The sequence below is a fragment of the Qipengyuania aquimaris genome (assembly GCF_020171965.1).
Classification (GTDB): Bacteria; Pseudomonadota; Alphaproteobacteria; order Sphingomonadales; family Sphingomonadaceae; genus Qipengyuania; species Qipengyuania aquimaris_A.
Genome location: NZ_JAIUZK010000001.1, coordinates 129,537 through 147,714 on the forward strand (window position 1 = coordinate 129,537; position 18,178 = coordinate 147,714).

Here is an 18,178-nt window from a genome sequence, read left to right on the forward strand (position 1 = left end):
GGCCGCTTATGCGCGCTCGGTCACGCCATTGCCCTCGCCTTGGCGGCGAGCTTGCCTGTTTCGATCCTCGCAGAGACGAAACAGCCCCCTTCCAAGTCCCCACTCGACGTTTTCCAGCAACAGGAAGACCGTCTCTTCCAGACCGGTTACCGTCTGGCCCTGGCGAATGCGCCTTTCTGCCAGCGCCGCACCCACGGTGTGGGGATCCTGATCCACGATGCCGCTTCCTACCGGCGACCGGACGTGGTCCGCGCCCATTTCTCGCTTCGCGGTGACGTAGCGATACAGTCGGTGGCTGAAGGTTCGCCGGCCTACGATGTCGGGATCCGGCAGAATGATACACTCGCCTCGGTCATGGGGATTGATGTCGAGGCTCTTGCGAACTCCGGCGAAAAGAGCTGGGAGCGGGCAGCCCGCATCAACAGAATGCTGGCAGAACCGGGCCCGGAAGGTCTTGTGCGCATTGCTCGCGCGGACGACCAAGGCCTGACAACATCATTCGAGCTCGAACCGGTCGAATTGTGCGCTTCGCGGTTTGAACTGCAAAGCGGCAACTCGAAGGCGGCTGCCGACGGGGAGCGCGTGCTGGTCGGGGATTCCTTTCCCGCATTTGCGTATCCGACCCCGCAATTCGCTGCCGCACTCGCCCATGAGATGGCGCACAACCTCCTCGGACATCTCGATCACTTCGAGAAATACGGTCGTCGTGGTGGCCGGGTGCGCAATAGCGAACGTGATGCCGACCGGTTAATGCCCTGGCTGCTCTACAACGCGGGGTACGACCCTCAGGCGGCCGTCGAGTTCATGCGCGAATGGGGCCCCAGACATGGCGGCGGCATTCTTCGCAAGCGAACTCACGACGGGTGGGACGAAAGGGTAGACCTGATCGAGGCCGAACTGCCACTGATCGAAGCTGTCGCCACAGACGGCAAGGCCGATTGGCGGATACATTTCGTCGCGATGCTTAAAGAAGAGGGTTGAGGCTACTCGCGCTACTCGGCAGCCTCTGCAAACTGACCGCCCGATCCCAAATTCGCGACTTCGCTTCCCAGCATCTTCACCAAACCACCAAGGAGGCGGCCGACGCCGCCCAATCGCGCGCTCGGCTGGTCGAGGTGGCGGTCTAGGTAGAGGGAACGGCACACCTCGATCTGAATCGCATGGAGGCCTCGTTTCGGCATTCCATGCCTGTCGAGGACATAGCCGCCCGAGTACGGTCGGTTATGCGTCGCAAGCCGTCCATTGAGTGAAAGGTAGCTCAGCGCGCCGGCCGAAAGAGTTCCGCTGCAACTCGTCCCGAACCTGTCCCCGATGACGAATTCGGGCCGCGCGCCGCCGAAGGCTTTCGGGTTGAGCGGCGGCATGGAATGCAGGTCCACCAGCAACACCGCCCCCCAGCGATCGCGCAGCGTCTCCAGCGCCCTGCCAAGCGCGCTATGATAGGGATGATGGATCGTCTCGATGCGGCGATCCAGCTCCGTTCTCTCTATCGGCCCCCGCCATATTTCGCCGAGCCCGGGAAGGCGGCGAGGAACCAGCCCAAGACCGCTGCGCGCGCGGCGATTTGCCAGTGAATGGGAAGTCCTGCCCTCGCCTTCGCCCGAAATCATGCCCCAGTCCACATCGTCCGGTGCGCGGTTCAGGTCGATCTCCGCACGGGGAGCCTTGGCGACCAGGAGTGCTGCGCCGCTTGCGCGCGCGACTTCCGCCGCAAGGAGGTCGACATAGCGGTCTTCCAGACGGGTCTTGCACGCCGGATCGCGAAAGGATTGCTCGACCGCTTCGGAGTAACTTCTTCCGCCATGGGGGGCGGCAATGAGGATCGGTATCGACTGTGACGCCTCAAGGGTAAGCTCGAAAGGGGTACCATTGCCGATATCTTGGAGAGGAGCGCCCCCGCCTCCCTGGTCTTTTCGTGAAGTCATGGCGTCAGTGATGGCGCACCGGATTAGGCAAGTCAAAATCGATTGCGCCAAAGAGGGACACTGATCAAATCCTATCAAGATTTGTTAAGCGGTTTCGGTTAGGAAGATCAGCATGAGTGAGCCGAACCACCAGCGAATCCTGCTTGCAGAAGACGACGATGCCATGCGCAGCTATCTCGAACGTGCGCTCGACAACGCCGGGTATGTCGTCGATTCGGTGGACCGGGGCACGGCTGCAGTGCCACTGCTGGAAAGCAAGGAATACGACCTCCTCCTTTCGGACATCGTAATGCCTGAAATGGACGGCATCGAGCTGGCCCAGAAGTGCAACGAGATCAGCCCCGGCACCAAAGTCATGTTCATCACCGGCTTTGCCGCGGTAACGCTCAAGGCCAGTGCCGAACAGCCGAATGCCAAGGTGCTTTCGAAACCGTTCCACCTGCGCGATCTGGTTCTTGAAGTGGAACGCGTTCTGGGCAGCCAGGTCAGCGCACAACTTTTATAAAGCGGGACCGTTTTGCCCCTTGCGCGGCAAGTGCTGCCCCGCTAATGGGCGCGCCTGCCGACTAAACCGGCACGTTCGATAGCGTGGGCGTATAGCTCAGTGGTAGAGCACTATGTTGACATCGTAGGGGTCCCAAGTTCGAACCTTGGTACGCCCACCATCGAACCTCCCGACACCCGCACATTCCAACCATAACGGCGCCTGCGCCGCCTGCGGATCGGTCCATCCCGAAGACCTGTAGAAACATCTGGAAATCCCGCGCTCTTTGGGCGGCGGAGGTTGCCTTCAGAGCGATAGGTTTCCATGAATGCGATGTGCCGGGAAATATCCCGGACGGTTCCTGTCGGTGTCGCAAACCAGAGGTATCGGGTCTTGACCAAACGGGCTCTCATAACCGGCATCACCGGTCAGGACGGCGCCTATCTGGCACGGCTTCTCCTCTCGAAGGGATATGAAGTCCACGGGGTGAAGCGCAGATCATCCTCGTTCAACACTTCGCGTATCGAGGACATCTACGAGGACCCTCATTCCCCCGATCGCAGCCTGTTCCTCCACTATGGAGATATGACGGACGCGACAAACCTCATCCGGTTGATGCAGGAAGTCCAGCCGGACGAAATCTATAATCTGGCCGCGCAGAGCCACGTTCGTGTCAGTTTCGAAACTCCGGAATACACCGCGAATGCGGACGCGACCGGCGCCTTGCGCTTGCTGGAAGCGATCCGGATTCTTGGGCTGGAACAGAAAAGCAGGTTCTTCCAGGCATCGACCAGCGAACTCTATGGCGATGCACCTCACTGCCCGCAAAATGAAGACACCCCGTTCAGGCCTCGTAGCCCGTATGCTGTGGCCAAGCTCTACGCGTACTGGATAACGGTGAACTATCGCGAAGCATACGGAATCCACGCCTCCAACGCGATCGCCTTCAATCACGAAAGCCCCTTGCGCGGCGAAACTTTCGTGACCCGGAAAATCACCCGCGCAGCGGCTGCCATAGCTTTGGGAAAACAGGAAAAGCTGTTTCTCGGAAACCTGAATGCGCGGCGGGACTGGGGCCACGCCCGCGAATTCGTCGAAGCGATGTGGCTCATGCTGCAGCAGGACGAACCGGACGACTACGTCCTGGCAACCGGCAGGACTACAGAAGTACGCGAATTTGTCCGCTGGGCATTCGAGGACGCCGGCATACCAATCGCATTCGTCGGGGAAGGCTTGGACGAGAAAGCGATCGCCAAGTCCGATGGCCGGGTACTGGTCGAGATCGACGAGCGCTATTTCCGTCCGACCGAGGTTGAAGCTCTCAAGGGCGATGCCAGCAAAGCCAAGCGGGCTCTTGGCTGGGAAGCGAGCATCGAGGCGCGAGAGCTTGCACGAGAGATGGTGGCAGCAGATCTCAAGTTGATGAGGGCAGGACCGGCTGCAGAGACCTGATGAGTACCGGAACCTTCAGTCTCGATGGAAAGCGAATCTATGTCGCCGGTCATCTGGGTATGGTTGGCTCTGCACTCTTGCGCCGGCTCTCCGTCGAGCCATGCGAACCAGTAACGGCCGATCGGTCTCTCGACCTGCGAGAGCAGCAAGCTGTGGAAGACTGGTTCCTGGAGCATCGCCCCGACGCTGCAATCATTGCTGCAGCCAGGGTCGGCGGCATTCTCGCGAACACGGCCCATCCGGCGCAGTTCATCTACGACAATCTGATGATCGCGGCGAATACGATCGAAGCAGCGCGCAAGGCCGGGACCGAAAAGCTGCTGTTTCTGGGCTCGTCCTGCATCTACCCGCGCCTTGCCGCACAACCGATCAGCGAAGACAGCCTCCTTACGGGCGCGCTGGAGCCGACCAATGAATGGTATGCGCTCGCAAAAATTGCCGGCGTAAAGCTCTGCCAGGCTTACCGGCGCGAGTACGGTTGTGACTTCATCAGCGCCATGCCGACCAATCTTTACGGCCCCGGCGACAACTACGATCGTTCAAAGGGCCACGTCATCCCGGCTCTGCTCTCCAAGGCACACGAAGCCAAATCGACCGGGCAGGACCAGTTCGTCGTACTTGGCTCAGGGACGCCCCTAAGGGAGTTTCTGCACGTCGATGACCTGGCCGATGCCTGCATTCACTTGTTGAAATCCTACTCTGCGGAAGAACCGATCAACATCGGGTCAGGCGAAGAGAAATCCATAGCGGAACTCGCCAAGCTCATTGCCAAGATCGTCGATTTTGAGGGCGAAGTGCGTTTCGATCCGTCCCAGCCTGACGGGACTCCGCGCAAGCTGCTGGACTCCGCAAAGATACGCGCAATGGGTTGGAAACCGAGCATCGGCTTGGCCGAAGGTCTTGCGGCGACCTACCGAGATGCGCGGATAGAATTCGACAGGCCCGCCTGAGGCAAGCCGGAAAAGCCTGCAACTACGCGAGATGTCGAAAGGACCCCGGACCCTGGCAACAAAAAAGGCCACCGCTCTTTCGAGCGATGGCCTTAATTCTTGTTCCGGACGGATCCGGAAGCAAACGGCTTAGCCGTCGCTGTCGCCGTCGTCGTCAGCAGCGATAACGATGCCAGCGATCACAGCAGCAGCTGCGACAACAGCAACGATCACGCTTGCGCCGCCCATTTCCGACTTCTTCTTCGAAGCTTCCGAGGTGCGAGCAACCGGAGCAGCTGCGACAGCCTTGGCTGCGACGGGCATCGAGTTCGCGGCGCGAACGGGCTCAGCTGCGTTAGCCGAGCCTGCCATTGCCAGCGAGATGGCCGCAGCAGTCATTGCGATCTTCTTCATTGAGTATTCTCCTGATCAGTATTCAAACAGATTCGTGCCGCCCTACCACTCGACCAATCCTAAGTCCACCGAGTCAGCGACAGAACGTGCCATAGGCAAGTGCGGGCGGTAGATGACCACGCTGAACTGTCGCTGGACCTGTTTATCGAACTATCACCGATAAGTGCAAGAAGAGCATATAAAAAAAGTAAACACCCCCACAGACTGTTGCATTTTGGCCAAATTCACAGAACTTTCAAAGATGTAAGCATGGCGGCCCGACAGGCCTCCCGATACCCTTGACCTTACCGGGAATAGATTGCAGACCGGTTACATAAATCCCTCGGATAGTACCGCAGTCGTGGTGGCTTCGGGGGCCCGACAACCTTCGGCATTAACCCTTGATTTCTAACCGTAAATATCCGCGTGGAGGACCATGGACGGAGAGCGTTCTTTGCTGAGTGAGAAGCCTGAAGCGCGCACGGGAGGCCGCTCGGACCTCGCGCCCGTGCTGATCGGCGCATTCCTATTCATGACTCTGTTACTTGGCGGAGGAGGTCGACCGGCATTCGTTTCTGAAACGATAGCAATATTACTTTCGCTCGCGATAGCGGCGATCTGGGTAATCCTTGTTCGCGAGGAAAAGGTAGCGTCGGACCCTCTGATGACTGCCGTTGCAGCGATCTTCGTCTCTCTGCCGATACTCCACCTTATCCCCCTGCCGCAGTTCCTGCTCGACATGCGGGACGTGGAGGCGACGATTTCCGGATCGCTGGCGGTCGCCGACGCCTCAGGCTCGATGCGCCCGCTCACCATCGACCAGGGAAGAACCGTCGCAGCCCTCCTGTCGATCCTGCCGCCGCTCATTCTCTGGTGGATGCTGAGAACGCAGACCCTGCGCGACCGGCTTGCGTTCGGCGCGATCGTCCTCCTGGCGGTTCTTTGTTCGGCATTGGTCGCGGCCGTTCAAGTCGCGAGTGGAGGTTCGATCGGTCACATCTACGACACGCATTTCGGCTATGCGTCCGGCTTGCTTGCCAACCGGAACTCCTCTGCCGACTTCTACCTGATCGGCCTATGCATCCTCGCCGTGGGTTATTCGCATGTGAAGGCACGCCGACGTCATGCCAAGATAGCACTACCATTCGCTGCATTCGGCATCCTGCTGGCACTGGCGACGATCCTGACGGGATCGAGAACTGGCACGGTCCTGCTCCTCGTTCCTGCAGGCCTGTTCCTTCTTCTCAACTATACCGCACTTTCGCGTCGACAGATCCTGGTAGCGTCCGGCATCCTTGCCCTGGGCGCTATCGCAGTCATGCTGCTGGCGTCCCAGATACCCATGATAGAACGCACGATTGCGCGCTTCGGCTTGGTGCAGGAGGGGCGCTATTCGCTGTGGGAAGACGCCCGCTACGCGATTGGCCAGGTTTTGCCCTGGGGGTCCGGCATGGGCACCGGAGATATCATGATGAAGTGGGCCGAGAACCTCGACAGCCTCGACCCGCCCTACCCCAACCGAGTCCACAATGATTACATGGAATTCTTCCTCGAAGCCGGTTGGCTCGCTGCAGCTCTTCTTGTTGGTTTTGCCCTGATCGCAGCGGTCCGGCTGAAATCGCTGCTCTTCAGTCGCGATCATGATCAAAAAATGGCCGGTTTCTTGGCATTGGGACTGCTTGCAATTATTGCATTGCATTCGATCGTCGACTATCCGTTGCGCTCGATAACCCTGTCGATGGTCGCAGCCTTCGCTATATCCCTGTTGTCAAACTCGCGCGACGATGGAACCCGTGTGGTTCCGCGTTCGAAGGCTTCTGAGTAGAGATTAATGATGCACTATTCGAAAACCGCTGTGCGCACTGCACTGGCCCTAGGTACGCTGACGCTGCTCGGGGCTTGCGCATCGACGCCGTCGCCCTTGCCCAAGGGCGCCGCAGCGTACGAACAATTCCCGGCGGTAGAAACGTCCGAGAGCGTCGTCGACTATCGCGTCGGCCCGCTGGATGTCCTGAATATCCGTGTGTTCCAGGAACCCGACCTCAGTTTCGACGAGGTAACGGTAGACGCCGGTGGTAGCCTGCAGTTCCCTCTGATCGGGGACGTGCCTGCAGCCGGCATGACCGCTAGCGAGCTCTCCGAAGAACTCGAAAAGCGGCTCGGGGCGCGATTCCTGCGGGATCCCCAGGTCGCCGTGTCAGTCGTCCTCGCGCGCTCGCAACAAGTAACTGTCGAGGGACAGGTGGAAAGCCCCGGCGTCTACGAGATTTCCGGTCCGACAACGCTTATCGGGGCCCTGGCGCGGGCAAAAAGTCCGACCCAGGTCGCCGAACTCGATGAGATCGTCGTCTTCCGTACTGTCGATGGCCAGAGGATGGGGGCACGGTTCGACCTGCGGCGCATCCGCGTCGGGCTCGACCCTGATCCGCAAATCCTCGGCGGTGACGTCGTTGTGGTCGGCTTCGATTCGCTCAAGGGTGGCTTCCGCGACATTCTGCAGGCTGCCCCATTCTTCAACGTCTTCGCTGTCCTCGCGCGTAACTAGGATCGAACGGTGAGCTACGAAAATACAACTACGCTTCCCGCTGGATACGGGTCGGATAACCTGAACGTCGCAACCACTCGCGACTATCCATCCGAAGAGAGCGAAGCCGCGCTGAATATCGACCTGCGCGACCTGCTTTTCATGGTCAGGCGTAACCTGCTGATGATCGTCGGCGCGATCGTCGTCGCCCTACTTCTCGGCCTGGCCGTCTCGCTGCTGATGACGCCGAAATATGTCGCCACAGCGCAGCTCCAGATCGATCAGTCGGCGGACCGCGTGCTCGGTGAAAGCGAATCGGTCCAGCCCGATGTTGCGATCCAGGATGCGGACCGTTTCCTGCAGACACAGATTGATGTCCTCAACAGCCGCACCATGGCTCTTCGTGTAGCCCGCTCGCTGAACCTGATCGGCAATGAGGAATTCTTCTCGGAAATGAACACCGAGTTGCCGGAACAAACGACGGCGATGGATTATAACAAGTCGCTTACCGAAGCGACGATCAAGCTGATCAAGGACAACCTTTCGATCGCGCTCCCTCGCAATTCGCGTGTCGTCAGCATCTCGTTCGAAAGTCCCTCCAGCGAACTGTCTGCTCGCCTGGCGAATGCATACGCCGAGAATTACATCGCCTATAATTTGCAGCGGAAATACAACAGCTCGGAATATGCGCGCGAATTCCTGTCGGATCAGCTGTCAGAGGCAAAGACCCGCTTGGAGGCAAGCGAGGAGGCACTCAATGGCTACGCACGCTCGGCCGGGCTCATAATTACCGACACGCCCGGCGACCAAGGCGCAGACGCGGGACGCAGCCAGTCGTTGAATTCATCAAGCCTCGTGCTGACGAACAGCGCCCTGGTGGACGCTGCAACCGACCGCGCCGAAGCTGAGGCACGCTGGCAGGCTGTCCGCAACGTCGCTCCTCTCAGCATTCCCGAAGTCCTCGCAAACCCCGCCGTGCAGGACCTGGTCAAGGAGCGCGCTGCTGCGCAGGCGGCCTTGCGCCAGGAACAGAGCCGCCACCTCGATGAGCATCCGAATGTCGTGATGCTTCGGGAACAGGTCGCCGAACTCGACCAGCAGGTTGATGCCCTTGCCTCGCAGATCAAGCGTTCGATCTTCCTGCAGTACCAGTCGGCTCAGCGGCGCGAGAACGAGATTCAGAACCAGGTCGATCAGTTCCGCAACGTCAACGAGCGCGAACAGGATCTCGGCGTCCAATACGGTATTCTTGCCCGTGAGACGGAGACCAACCGGGTCCTCTACGAAGGCCTGCTCCAGCGCTACAAGGATATCAGCGCGGCAGCCGGCATCGCGACCAACAATGTGTCCATGGTCGACGACGCCACGCCCCCTGTTTTCCCATCGTCACCGAACCTCCTGATCAACCTTGCCCTTTCACTGGTCGGCGGCATCATCCTTGCGGGCGGACTTGTTCTGATGCGCGAGCAGCTCGACGACACGATCCGCGTCACCGAGGACCTGGAATTCAAGCTTGGTCTCTCGCCGATTGGCGCCGTGCCTGTCTACGATGGCGATGAAACGATCGAAGAAGCGCTGGAAGACGCCAAGTCCCACGTAGCGGAAGCTTTCAGTTCAATCCGGACGGCGCTGCTGTACTCCACGAGCCATGGCCTTCCGGATTGTCTTTCGGTCACCAGTTCCGAAGCCGGAGAAGGCAAGACGACCTGCAGCTATGCGCTGGCAAAGGCTTTCGGCCGCCTAGGCAAGTCGGTGGTTATCGTTGGCGCCGATATCCGTCGTCCATCGATCCACAAGCTGCTCGATGTCGACAACGACCAGGGCCTTACCGACCTCCTCGTCTCCGAACGGCCCCCGCATGAATTCGTGGTAAAGACGGCGCACGAGAACGTCTCGCTGCTCCCGGCCGGCCCCACTCCGCCCAATCCGACCGACTTGCTCGGCGGTACGCGTATCCGAGAAGTGATTGATTCCCTGCGCGAGGAATTCGACCTCGTACTGATCGACGGGCCGCCGGTCCTCGGTCTCGCAGATGCGCTCATCCTCGGCCAGATCGCCGACGGCGTATTGTTCGTAGTCGAATCCAACCGCGGCTCGCGTGGTCGTACAAAGTCGGCCCTGCGCCGCCTGCGCCAAGCCAATGTGAATTTGATTGGCGGTATCCTGACGAAGATCGATTCCCGGCGCCTGGGATCAAGCTATGGGTATTATTACCAGCAGGATTACTACAACTATGAAACGGAAGCCCCGTCGAGCAAGGGTGGCCTGAGGCAAAAGCTCGGCCTGTGATGATAAAGCGCGCCATCCTGATAGGTTTCTTGGTGCTAGCAAGCTGCGCCGCCGTCGCGAGCTTCGACGAACGCGCGGCTGCATTCGGCATTTCGGTTCTCCCGGAAGAATATGCGATCGGTTCCAAGCGGCTGCAGGTCGCAGCGGTAAGCCAAGCCGAAAATGGCGACATCGAGCAGGCGAAGTCCACGGCACGGCGCGCAATTGCACGAAGCCCGATGGATCAGGGGCCCCTGTCGATTCTCGGGGCAATCCATTTCGACAATGGCGAGGCCGAAGGAGCGCAGCAAAGCTTTCGCGCGGCCGGTGCCCTTGGCTGGCGCGACCTTGCAACCCAGGGCTACATACTCGAGCAGGCCATCCAGACCCGCGATGCGCTTGTTCTGGCGCAGCGGATCGATGCCATCCTCAGGCTCGGTACGCCCTACGATCGAATGTCGGACCTCGTGCGACAAGCCGAGACCTTTGATGTGGACTTTACCGCCTTTCCCTCTCGCCTGGCGTCATCGCCGCCTTGGCTGAGCGATTACATCATCGATGCAGGAGGAATGACCGGCCGTGCTCTGGAAAGGCGTGTAGGTATGCTTGCCGAAGGGCGGGCACGCGGTATGCGGCTTAATTGCCGCTCCATTGGCTGGGCCAGCCAGAAGTTGATCGAAAGCGGCAATATTTCCAGCTCGGCCAATCTCTGGCAAAGCCTCGGTTGCGGCGAGGAATCTGCCACGAACCTTGGCCCTGACGCCGGCGGATTCGAGGAACGCGGGAGCAACACCGAAGCGACGACCCTGCTCCGCTGGAACCTCGAACAGAATGGCGACATCCAGGCGGCCATCGAAACCGCACCGGCCCAGCTGGACGGCACAGCGTTGCATGTCACGGACAATTCTCCGGGCGAAAAGCTTGCGGCGCGGCGCGCAATCGTCCTCGATAACGCCGGTTACATCTTGCAATGGGAAGAGTTCGCAACGACGCCCGGAGCGGATTATTCCGTGGCGATCGAATGCGCGACGAATGGCCGCAGGCTCACTGCCAAGATGGTCGCCGAAGTGAGCGCCAGCGCCAGTTCGACAAAGCGTGAGTTGGACGTTTCTCCACCGGGTGAAGATTGCATCGGCCAAATTCTTTCGATCTCCTCGATATCAAGCGGCCAGCAGACCGAATTCTGGCTGGACAATTTCGTGCTGAAGCCGGCCGACGAGGCCAGGTAAGTCAGTCATGATCGTATGGTTGCACCGATTGGCGAGCTTGCCCCTCGCTCGGCGAGTATTTTCGAGCCTTTTCGCTAATGCCGTAAGGGTGATCCTGCAGGTCGGCACAGGTCTGATCCTGGCCCGATCGCTAGGTGCAGCGGACCTCGGCATTTATTCATGGGCTCTGGCCATCAGCGCCCTGATGGTCATTCCCGCCCAATTCGGCACGAGCACCCTGCTGATGAAAGAGGGAGCCAGAGCGACCTCTCAAAGTGACCCTGCCTTGCTTAAATCCCTGTGGATCTGGGCCCTCAAAACCACGGCTGTCGCGACCTTCGTTTCAATCGCACTGCTTCTTGCGCTGGTCTATTTCACGCAAGGGACATGGAGTTCACTGGACTGGCCGGTATTTCTGATTGCTGTTGCGCTCATACCGTTCGCAGCGATCATCAATCTTGGAGAGTCCGCACTTCTGGGCACGGGCCATACGTCCGCGGGCCTGTTCGCGGGCTATTACCTGCGTCCGCTGGCATTCATCGCCGTGGTCATTTCGATATGGGCCTGGACCAGCGGTCTCGACCCTTTCAGTGCCATGCTAGCGCAATTGCTGGCCCATGTACTTGCTTCGCTCGTCGTGATTGCCCAGATCCTGCGCATTCACGCGGAAACGGTCGCCGCCGATGCATCAGTTCCTGAAGACACGAGTGATTGGCGCAAGACTTCGAGGGCATTTCTGCTCATCAGCGGGCAATGGACTGTTCTGGCCCAGATGGACATCCTGATCCTCGGTGCCATCGCCCCGCCCACGCAAGTGGGGCTTTACCGGGTGGCCTTCCTTGTCGCAGGTTTCATTGCCATCGGTGCGCTCGCGATGCGGGGCATTTTCAACGAGCGATTGGCCGCAGCCTGGGTCGAACAGGACATGACGGCTTTCAGGACCAGGGCGGCTCTCGGCTGCGTTGTCGCGGCGGCAGTCGGGTTGCCGCTGGCTGCAGCCTATGGCCTGTTTGGTTCGCAAATTCTTGATTTCGTTTTCGGCCCTGAATTCGCGGAAGCGTACTGGATTCTCGCAATCCTCTCTGTCGGCCAGGTCTCTCTCCTGATGATCGGAAGTGCAACCAACGCGCTGGTGATGACAGGCCACGAGAAAGTGGTCAGTCGCCTGACCACACTGTCTGTTCTGGTCAATCTTGCTTTGAATCTCACCCTCATCCCGATCTTCGGCGGGATCGGTGCGGCAGCTGCAACTTCCTCCGCGCTCGCTTTTCAATCGGCCCAAATCTGGTTCCAGGCAAAGCGCAAGCTTGGCATCGACATGAGTTTTTTCGCGTCCCTGATTCCTGTCGCCAACATGGTCGAGAAAAGGCTTCGGCACTGATGGCGACTAAGCGACCACGCCTGATCTGTTTCGCACGTGATCGATATCCCCTGCACCGGGCCGATGTGGCTGTGCTGTTCGGGAAACATCTTTCAAGCGATCTCGACGTGACCTGGTGTGTTCGTGGTTCAGGCGAGCATGGCGGAGTTCATGAAGACGACGTCGGTACGGTACGAGTTTCGACGAGCTGGCCGGCCTTTTTCGCCATGTTTTTCAGGGCGACCAAGGAAATTCTGGCAGGGCGCTACGATGGAGTGCAATGCCGCGATCTGATCGTGTTTTCAGCTTGGTATGCTTTGATCGCAAGATTGGCGAAAGTGCCCTTCATCTACTGGATGTCCTTCCAGATGGAGCTCGGATATCTCGAACTGGCGAAACGATATCCTCGCTACTCCTTTGGCCGTCTCGCACGTCTTGCGCTCGGTCATCTCGGTCGCTTCCTCTTGAAGCACTACACTCTGCGTCGCGCGCGGTTTGTATTCGTACAGAGCGACCTGATGGCAGAGCGCGTGGCTGAGCTCGGCATCAATCCGGACCGGATGCTGGCCGTGCCGATGGGCTTCGATCCATCCACCTACAACCCCGATCAGAGCCAAGCGTCGATCAGCGTTCTACCGCCGAACAGCAAGCTGATCCTTTACGTCGGAACGCTCGACAGAGAGCGAAAACTGGACGTTCCTTTTGAAGCCGCCGCCCGATTGATGAAGCGGCGGGAAGATTTGCACGTCGCCATCGCGGGCAACGCATCGGACTCCGAAAAAAGCGATGTTCTCAAGGTTTTCGAGCTTCACGGCGTGGATCATCGCTGCCATTTTCTTGGACGCTTCGAGCCTCTCAAGCTTGCGGAAGTCGTTCGCAGGGCCGACGTGTGCCTCTCGTCATTCCCTAATGGCCCACTTCTAGACACAGCCACTCCAACCAAGCTCGTCGAATATATCGCTTGCGGGAGTCGGGCCGTAATCAATCATATGCCAGACCACGATTTCATCGCAGCGCACTCGCCGCTGGCCAAACCCGTCGAATTTTCGATAGAGGGTTATGAGGAAGGCATCGAGGAAGCGCTCAGCCAAGGGCGGCCTTCGGAACCGGAACAACGCAGGTCGTTTGACTGGCTGGCTTCGCAAAGGGAATATGCACTTCTGGCCGACCAGTGCCGGAAAGTGTACCGGAAGATCTTCACATGACTGCTTCAATCCTTCTGCTGCTCGCAACGACGGCGCTGATCGGCGGCGTAGTCTTCTTGGTCATGCCGACGCGCCAGCTTTTCGTGCTCGCCTTCGCGTACACCACCGTCATTATGGGCCTTGGGCACTTCTATCTTGGTGAGGAGCGCGTCTACTGGCTTGCGCCGGCATTCGCCGCCGTCGTGGGCGTGCATTTCTTCCTGGCAGCCCGCCTGAACAAGTCCCTGCGGGTCAGCACCGACGGCCTTCACTTCAAGCTGATGTTATTCTTCCTGGCCTGGGCCACGTTCACATCCGTATTGAATGTGATCCCGCAAGCTCAGGCAATTCTGGCGATCAAGAATTATTACATGATGTGGCTGCTGGTGGTGCCCTGCGCTTATCTGGCCTCCAGCGAGAAGAATTTCCTGAATATCGAACGCTTCCTTGTGCTGCTGCTACTACTGCAAGTGCCGTTCGTCATCCAGCAGGCACTCAGCACCGACAACTGGGACGCCATCGTAGGCACTTATGGGGGCGACCCCGAGACGAGCGGTAACAGCGGCACGCTTCTGGTGTTTCTGGCAGTGGGCGTTCTGGTGGCAGTTTCCTGGTGGCAGCAGGGACGACTTTCACTCTGGCTCGCAGGTGTCGCGATCGGCCTCGCCTTTCTCATCGTACTTCCGGCGGAACTGAAGGGCTTCTTCATCATCCTCCCGCTCGCAATGGCCGTCCTGCTGCGTCGCCTCATTTTTCGCGCACCTGGCCAAAGCGCCCTGCTCATGTTGCTCGTAGGGGTCGGCATCTATGGAGCCATCGGGTTTTACGACACCGCACTGGGCGATGACTCTGTCGGCCGCAACGCGCGCATCGAGCGCTCGTTCGAGTATTTCTTCGACAGCCGCTTTGCCGACATTAAAACCGGAGAGGTTTCCCGGGGCGCTTCAGTTGCAATCTGGTATGAAGATGGCGGCACTTCGGCCTCACGCCTTGTCGGATATGGCCTTGGTGCAAGCCGACTGTCCGCGACCCTCGCCAACGGAGAAATCGCCCAAAAGTATGCCCCATTGGCGGTAAACTCGACCACCATCGCCCAATTGCTGTGGGATACAGGGATCATCGGCCTATTAATTTATGTGGCAATGCTTTCGGCCGCCATCATCGAATCCATGAAGATTGCGCGAAGATCCACATCCAAGATAATCCGTGCTCGCGCCGATCTTCTCGCCAGTATCGCATTCATCTTCCTTCCATTGCTGATTTATAATCGTTCGCTGGTCGATGGTCCCACGATCCAGTTTCTCGTTGCGCTGACCTTTGGAATGATTTGCGGCCTGAAACGGCAAGCGCAGGTGCATCGCGACCATGTAACGAGACAGGATCGTCTCGTGACCGGTCCAGCTATTGCTCTGCCCCAACCCGACCTGAGACCGAGGCGCACTTGACCGACCCCCTTCCCCGCAAGATCCACTATTGCTGGTTTGGTGGTAAGCCCCTGACCCCGCTTGCCGAGGCTTGTCTATCGAGCTGGCGAGAGCACTGCAGCTCGCTGGAAATCGTGCGTTGGGACGAGAGCAATATTCCGATCGCAGACCATGCCTATATGCGTCTCGCGTATGAGAAAGGCATGTGGGCTTTCGTGGCAGACTATGCCCGTTTTCTCGTGCTCGTCGAACACGGCGGGATCTATTTCGACACGGACATGGAAGTCGTAAAAAGCTTCGACCCCCTGATGGGAAATTCCGACTTCGTGGCAGATGAGAAACCGGGCCGCATGAGCGCCGGAGTGATCGCCGCTCGGCCACAGTCAGCGTTTCTGAAAGACTGCCTCGCCTGGATGGATCGGGACGCGGCCAACGGTAAGCCGGCATTTACGCCGATCCCCAACATCATGCAGGAAGTCTACGACGCGGGCGATTACGAGCTGACGATTTTTCCGCCCGAGTATTTCTATCCCTATAACCCGTACGATCCCGATCAGCCGGTCAAGCAGTTGCTGTTTTCGGACATCACCGACCAGACCTATGCCATCCATCATTGGAGCGCGTCATGGGTTCGACCGCGCACCTGGGGCCAGTACCTGAAATCCGTTGCCAAGCACGCGTGGAAGAGCCTGCCGAACCGCTAGTCGCGACGTGATACAGGAATCCACTTTCCTACAGAACATGTAGAGAACTACTGGACTTCTCCTCGAAAACAGGAGTGCCCATGTCCAAGACCCCAATTGACGTTCCCGGCGGCTTCGTACCCGCGGTCGCCATTACCCTCGGCGAAATCGACGGAGAACCGCAGCCGATTACTGCTGCCACACCGATGCCGGTACAAACGGTGCATCGCGCATCCGGCAGCCTGCCCTTGTCGGGCGAAACCGCCACTTCAGGTACCGTCGGCCCTTTCAATCCCGAAATCGGGCGGGAAATCGTCCTGACGCTGGGCGGCGACTGGCAAGGAGAAGTGCGGCTTCATCGCTCGGTCGACGGAGGCGCAACCACGGCCCCGGCAACTCTCGGCGGAGAGGAATTGTGCTGGTGGCGAAGCCTCAACGAAGTCGTCTGGGTCGAGACCGAAGCAAACGTCTCGCTCTATCTCGTCGCGACGCTGTCTGCCGGAACGCTAACCTATCGGTTCGCACAATGAGCGCGGCCCTCTCGCTGCAATCCGCAGCATTGTCGAGCTCGGCTCTCAAGCGGAGCCGGATTGCCCGACCAGTCTCGATGATCGCATCCCTCGGCGACAGCATAACCTACCAGTTCAACGACGGCGTTCCCCAGTGGAAACGCCCATATGGCTACCAGACCTGGGCCGAAATCCTTTCCGGTGGGGCAGCGCGCTTTCCGAGCGCCCTGAACTTCGGCATCGGCGGCAACCGGACCGACCAGATGCTAGCCCGGGTGGGCGATGTCATCGCGGCAAGGCCGGATGCCTGTGTCGTGATGGGAGGCGTCAACGACCTGCGATCGCTGACCGCAGAACAGTCGATGGGCAATCTCGAGCGGATCTACGAGACCTTGCTGGCATCGGGGATTCTTCCGGTTGCCGTCCCGCCGCTGCCTGCTGGAATTCTCGCAGGAACAGCGCTGTCGGTCGCCGAACAACGGCAATTGAGCCAGCTGCGCCGCCTGATCCGGTCGCATTCTCTCAGTTCGGGAGGCTTGGTCGTCGCCGATGCGACCGACATGCTCATCGCACATGGCACGGGCGACGGGCTTCCGCTGGGCGGCGTACCGAGCGGTTCGATCATACCTGCTGCAGTCACCTATGATGGCCTGCACCCTGCTGTCAGGGGCGCATTCTGGACGGGCCGAGCGATTGCATCTGCCCTGGCCACGCGCCTGGGAGGCCAACCCAATCTCCACGACGGCGATAACGATGCATTCGATGCAGCCAGCAATCCCACCGGATCGAAGATCGGTTCTGCACTCTCTCTCGGAAATGGAGGCGGCAGCGTCACTGGCGGCGCCCAAGGTGTTGCCCCTTCAGGATGGGTGTTGCAGCAGCTGTCCCCCGGCGGCACCGTCTCGGGAAGCTTCGAAGGGGAAACGCTGGAGAACGGCGAATCCCGCCAGCGTTATCGCCTGGATTTTTCGACGACGTCGCAAGATGGCGAAGCCAGGGCTCGTTTCTACCGCCAGATCTATTCGGGTTTCGAGATCGGCGAAGTTGTGGAAGGCATTGTCGAGGTCGAAGTCTCCGACATCGCAGCAAGCTGCCTGAACGAATTGCAGTTGCAGGTTAACGACGCGTCGGGCGAATATTCGCGAGTCCTCGGCTTTCAGGTTCGCACCCTGAATGGCTCCAAATTCCTGTATCCGGACATTGGCTGGAAAGGCGTCCTGCGTACCGAGCCGATGACTGTCGGCAGCGCGGTTGCCCTCGATTTCGTGCTGTCCTTCGGCATTGCCGGAAAAGACGGAGCTGCGGCCAGCCTGCGTATCGGAAGACCACGTCTCGCGCGGGTTATGGGATGATCTCTAGCGGCGACGGCAGGTAACAGCGAGTGCCGTCGCCGCACCTTTTCGCAGTGTTCAGGGAAGCGATTTCTTGACCACTGCGGGCACGCCCGCCGCGAGGACTTTCGGCGCAAGGTCGTCGATCACCACGGCGTTGGCGGCTATGACCGTGTCGCGACCGATGCGGATCGGGCCGATAAGCTTCGCTCCAGAATGGACGATCACACCCTCTTCAAGATGCGGCGCACCCTTGATGGGAGCCTTTCCGCCCAAGACGACATGCACGCCGATCCGGCAACCGTCGCCGATGACCGACAATTCGTTCAGGACGACGCCGACCCCGCTATGTTCGAAAAAGGCGGTGGGAGAAATCTTCGCGCGGCCCGGGATGACGGCACCGAACACCACACGGATGATGCCTTCGACCAAACGCCCGACAATTGGCAGGCGCCAGCGATAGAAGGCAGCTGAAATCCGGTGCAGGCGCATGATCATCTGCAT

Annotated in this window: 18 protein-coding genes and 1 tRNA gene; 15 read left to right on the forward strand and 4 right to left on the reverse strand. The window is 59.4% G+C overall.

Annotated elements, in window-relative coordinates; all coding sequences use genetic code 11:
- Nucleotides 1-6 precede the first annotated feature (6 nt).
- Nucleotides 7-216: a hypothetical protein gene (locus LCM24_RS00650; protein WP_224802327.1), complete on the reverse strand. Its 210-nt coding sequence runs from the start codon at nucleotides 214-216 to the stop codon at nucleotides 7-9.
- Here LCM24_RS00650 and LCM24_RS00655 point away from each other — a divergent pair.
- Complete coding sequence (locus LCM24_RS00655; RefSeq protein ID WP_224802328.1) at nucleotides 199-981, forward strand: hypothetical protein; 783 nt, start codon at nucleotides 199-201, stop codon at nucleotides 979-981. The genes LCM24_RS00650 and LCM24_RS00655 overlap by 18 nt on opposite strands.
- Nucleotides 982-992: 11 nt before the next feature.
- Here LCM24_RS00655 and LCM24_RS00660 read toward each other — a convergent pair whose 3' ends face one another.
- Nucleotides 993-1,925, reverse strand: a complete 933-nt coding sequence (locus LCM24_RS00660; protein WP_224802329.1) for an N-formylglutamate amidohydrolase — start codon at nucleotides 1,923-1,925, stop codon at nucleotides 993-995.
- 112 nt (nucleotides 1,926-2,037) lie between these two features.
- On the opposite strand from LCM24_RS00660, the gene cpdR reads away from it, so the two are divergent.
- The 4 genes from cpdR (at nucleotide 2,038) to LCM24_RS00680 (ending at nucleotide 4,811) form a co-directional block, all read left to right on the forward strand.
- Nucleotides 2,038-2,430, forward strand: a complete 393-nt coding sequence (gene cpdR / locus LCM24_RS00665; RefSeq protein WP_224802330.1) for a cell cycle two-component system response regulator CpdR — start codon at nucleotides 2,038-2,040, stop codon at nucleotides 2,428-2,430.
- An 85-nt stretch (nucleotides 2,431-2,515) separates the two neighbouring features.
- Nucleotides 2,516-2,590, forward strand: a tRNA-Val gene (locus tag LCM24_RS00670).
- A gap of 212 nt (nucleotides 2,591-2,802) precedes the next feature.
- On the forward strand, nucleotides 2,803-3,861 hold the full coding sequence (gene gmd / locus LCM24_RS00675) for a GDP-mannose 4,6-dehydratase (RefSeq protein WP_224802331.1): 1,059 nt from the start codon (nucleotides 2,803-2,805) through the stop codon (nucleotides 3,859-3,861).
- Entirely contained in the window at nucleotides 3,861-4,811 is a 951-nt protein-coding gene (locus LCM24_RS00680) for a GDP-L-fucose synthase family protein (RefSeq protein ID WP_224802332.1), read from the forward strand. Before gmd ends, LCM24_RS00680 begins: the two co-directional genes overlap by 1 nt.
- 129 nt (nucleotides 4,812-4,940) lie before the next feature.
- Here the strand turns inward: LCM24_RS00680 and LCM24_RS00685 are convergent, their stop codons facing one another.
- Nucleotides 4,941-5,204, reverse strand: coding sequence for a hypothetical protein (locus LCM24_RS00685; protein WP_224802333.1), 264 nt, complete (start codon nucleotides 5,202-5,204; stop codon nucleotides 4,941-4,943).
- A 487-nt stretch (nucleotides 5,205-5,691) separates the two neighbouring features.
- Between LCM24_RS00685 and LCM24_RS00690 the strand changes: the two genes are divergently transcribed.
- From LCM24_RS00690 to LCM24_RS00735, 10 genes are all read left to right on the forward strand, one after another.
- Entirely contained in the window at nucleotides 5,692-7,008 is a 1,317-nt protein-coding gene (locus tag LCM24_RS00690) for an O-antigen ligase family protein (protein WP_224802334.1), read from the forward strand.
- Between the two features lie 6 nt (nucleotides 7,009-7,014).
- Nucleotides 7,015-7,728 (forward strand): polysaccharide biosynthesis/export family protein, encoded by a 714-nt coding sequence (locus tag LCM24_RS00695; protein WP_224802335.1) that lies wholly within the window; start codon nucleotides 7,015-7,017, stop codon nucleotides 7,726-7,728.
- A gap of 9 nt (nucleotides 7,729-7,737) precedes the next feature.
- Nucleotides 7,738-9,996: a GumC family protein gene (locus LCM24_RS00700; protein WP_224802336.1), complete on the forward strand. Its 2,259-nt coding sequence runs from the start codon at nucleotides 7,738-7,740 to the stop codon at nucleotides 9,994-9,996.
- Complete coding sequence (locus LCM24_RS00705; RefSeq protein ID WP_224802337.1) at nucleotides 9,996-11,204, forward strand: hypothetical protein; 1,209 nt, start codon at nucleotides 9,996-9,998, stop codon at nucleotides 11,202-11,204. Before LCM24_RS00700 ends, LCM24_RS00705 begins: the two co-directional genes overlap by 1 nt.
- Nucleotides 11,205-11,211: 7 nt before the next feature.
- The gene (locus tag LCM24_RS00710; RefSeq protein WP_224802338.1) at nucleotides 11,212-12,564 is read left to right on the forward strand and encodes a polysaccharide biosynthesis C-terminal domain-containing protein; all 1,353 of its coding nucleotides are present in this window, start codon (nucleotides 11,212-11,214) and stop codon (nucleotides 12,562-12,564) included.
- A 65-nt stretch (nucleotides 12,565-12,629) separates the two neighbouring features.
- Nucleotides 12,630-13,748, forward strand: a complete 1,119-nt coding sequence (locus LCM24_RS00715; protein WP_224802339.1) for a glycosyltransferase — start codon at nucleotides 12,630-12,632, stop codon at nucleotides 13,746-13,748.
- Nucleotides 13,745-15,172: a hypothetical protein gene (locus tag LCM24_RS00720; RefSeq protein WP_224802340.1), complete on the forward strand. Its 1,428-nt coding sequence runs from the start codon at nucleotides 13,745-13,747 to the stop codon at nucleotides 15,170-15,172. Before LCM24_RS00715 ends, LCM24_RS00720 begins: the two co-directional genes overlap by 4 nt.
- Nucleotides 15,169-15,855, forward strand: a complete 687-nt coding sequence (locus LCM24_RS00725) for a glycosyltransferase (RefSeq protein ID WP_224802341.1) — start codon at nucleotides 15,169-15,171, stop codon at nucleotides 15,853-15,855. The genes LCM24_RS00720 and LCM24_RS00725 overlap by 4 nt, the downstream gene beginning before the upstream one ends.
- A gap of 80 nt (nucleotides 15,856-15,935) precedes the next feature.
- Entirely contained in the window at nucleotides 15,936-16,364 is a 429-nt protein-coding gene (locus tag LCM24_RS00730; RefSeq protein WP_224802342.1) for a hypothetical protein, read from the forward strand.
- Between the two features lie 77 nt (nucleotides 16,365-16,441).
- Entirely contained in the window at nucleotides 16,442-17,695 is a 1,254-nt protein-coding gene (locus tag LCM24_RS00735; RefSeq protein WP_224802343.1) for an SGNH/GDSL hydrolase family protein, read from the forward strand.
- A gap of 57 nt (nucleotides 17,696-17,752) precedes the next feature.
- On the opposite strand, the gene LCM24_RS00740 is transcribed toward LCM24_RS00735, so the two are convergent.
- A complete protein-coding gene (locus LCM24_RS00740; RefSeq protein ID WP_224802344.1) occupies nucleotides 17,753-18,178 on the reverse strand; it encodes a serine O-acetyltransferase in 426 nt (141 codons plus the stop codon).

Excerpts from the sequence above, each read along its gene's own strand:
- LCM24_RS00660 (WP_224802329.1), bottom strand. The coding sequence starts at position 1,925 with ATGACTTCACGAAAAGACCAGGGAGGCGGGGGCGCTCCTCTCCAAGAT.
- cpdR (WP_224802330.1), top strand. The coding sequence starts at position 2,038 with ATGAGTGAGCCGAACCACCAGCGAATCCTGCTTGCAGAAGACGACGAT.
- LCM24_RS00680 (WP_224802332.1), top strand. The coding sequence starts at position 3,861 with ATGAGTACCGGAACCTTCAGTCTCGATGGAAAGCGAATCTATGTCGCC.
- LCM24_RS00685 (WP_224802333.1), bottom strand. The coding sequence starts at position 5,204 with ATGAAGAAGATCGCAATGACTGCTGCGGCCATCTCGCTGGCAATGGCA.
- LCM24_RS00695 (WP_224802335.1), top strand. The coding sequence starts at position 7,015 with ATGATGCACTATTCGAAAACCGCTGTGCGCACTGCACTGGCCCTAGGT.
- LCM24_RS00705 (WP_224802337.1), top strand. The coding sequence starts at position 9,996 with ATGATAAAGCGCGCCATCCTGATAGGTTTCTTGGTGCTAGCAAGCTGC.
- LCM24_RS00710 (WP_224802338.1), top strand. The coding sequence starts at position 11,212 with ATGATCGTATGGTTGCACCGATTGGCGAGCTTGCCCCTCGCTCGGCGA.
- LCM24_RS00720 (WP_224802340.1), top strand. The coding sequence starts at position 13,745 with ATGACTGCTTCAATCCTTCTGCTGCTCGCAACGACGGCGCTGATCGGC.
- LCM24_RS00730 (WP_224802342.1), top strand. The coding sequence starts at position 15,936 with ATGTCCAAGACCCCAATTGACGTTCCCGGCGGCTTCGTACCCGCGGTC.
- LCM24_RS00735 (WP_224802343.1), top strand. The coding sequence starts at position 16,442 with ATGATCGCATCCCTCGGCGACAGCATAACCTACCAGTTCAACGACGGC.
- LCM24_RS00740 (WP_224802344.1), bottom strand. The coding sequence starts at position 18,178 with ATGCAGATGATCATGCGCCTGCACCGGATTTCAGCTGCCTTCTATCGC.